The organism is Arthrobacter sp. ZGTC212 (assembly GCF_002929255.1).
In the GTDB taxonomy this organism is placed as follows: Bacteria; Actinomycetota; Actinomycetes; order Actinomycetales; family Micrococcaceae; genus Arthrobacter_B; species Arthrobacter_B sunyaminii.
Window position 1 is genome coordinate 1 of the sequence record NZ_PJIJ01000018.1, and the last position, 790, is coordinate 790.

The 790-nt window shown below is 49.4% G+C and carries 1 rRNA gene; it reads right to left on the reverse strand.

What is annotated here, in order from left to right:
• A 23S ribosomal RNA gene (locus tag CXQ89_RS17645) occupies positions 1 to 790 on the reverse strand; the annotation flags it as partial.

The following is a 790-nucleotide window of genomic DNA, read 5'->3' on the forward strand; positions in this document are numbered from 1 at the left end:
CATGCTTAAACCGGGACAACCGTCGCCCGGCTAACATAGCCTTCTCCGTCCCCCCTTCGCAGTAACACCAAGTACAGGAATATTAACCTGTTTCCCATCGACTACGCCTTTCGGCCTCGCCTTAGGCCCCGACTAACCCTGATCCGATTAGCGTTGATCAGGAAACCTTAGTCTTTCGGTGGGCGGGTTTCTCACCCGCCTTATCGTTACTTATGCCTACATTTGCTTTTCTATCCACTCCACGTCCCATTACCAGAACGCTTCGCCGTAAATAGAATGCTCCCCTACCAGATGTATCTAATGATACAAATCCATAGCTTCGGTAATACACTTGATGCCCGTTTATTATCCACGCCCGATCGCTCGACTAGTGAGCTGTTACGCACTCTTTAAATGAATGGCTGCTTCCAAGCCAACATCCTAGCTGTCTAGGCAATCGGACCTCGTTAGTTCAACTTAGCGTATATTTAGGGACCTTAGCTGATGGTCTGGGTTCTTTCCCTCTCGGCCTTGGACCTTAGCACCCAAAGCCTCACTGCCGGCCATATCTTATAGCATTCGGAGTTCGTCTGGATTTGGTAGGATTTGACTCCCCCGCACCCAATCGGTAGCTCTACCTCTATAAGACTCTATGCCGACGCTGTTCCTAAAAACATTTCGGGGAGTACGAGCTATTTCCCAGTTTGATTAGCCTTTCACCCCTACCCTCAGGTCATCCGGAAACTTTTCAACGTTTATCGGTTCGGTCCTCCATTACATGTTACTGCAACTTCAACCTGCCCAAGGGTAG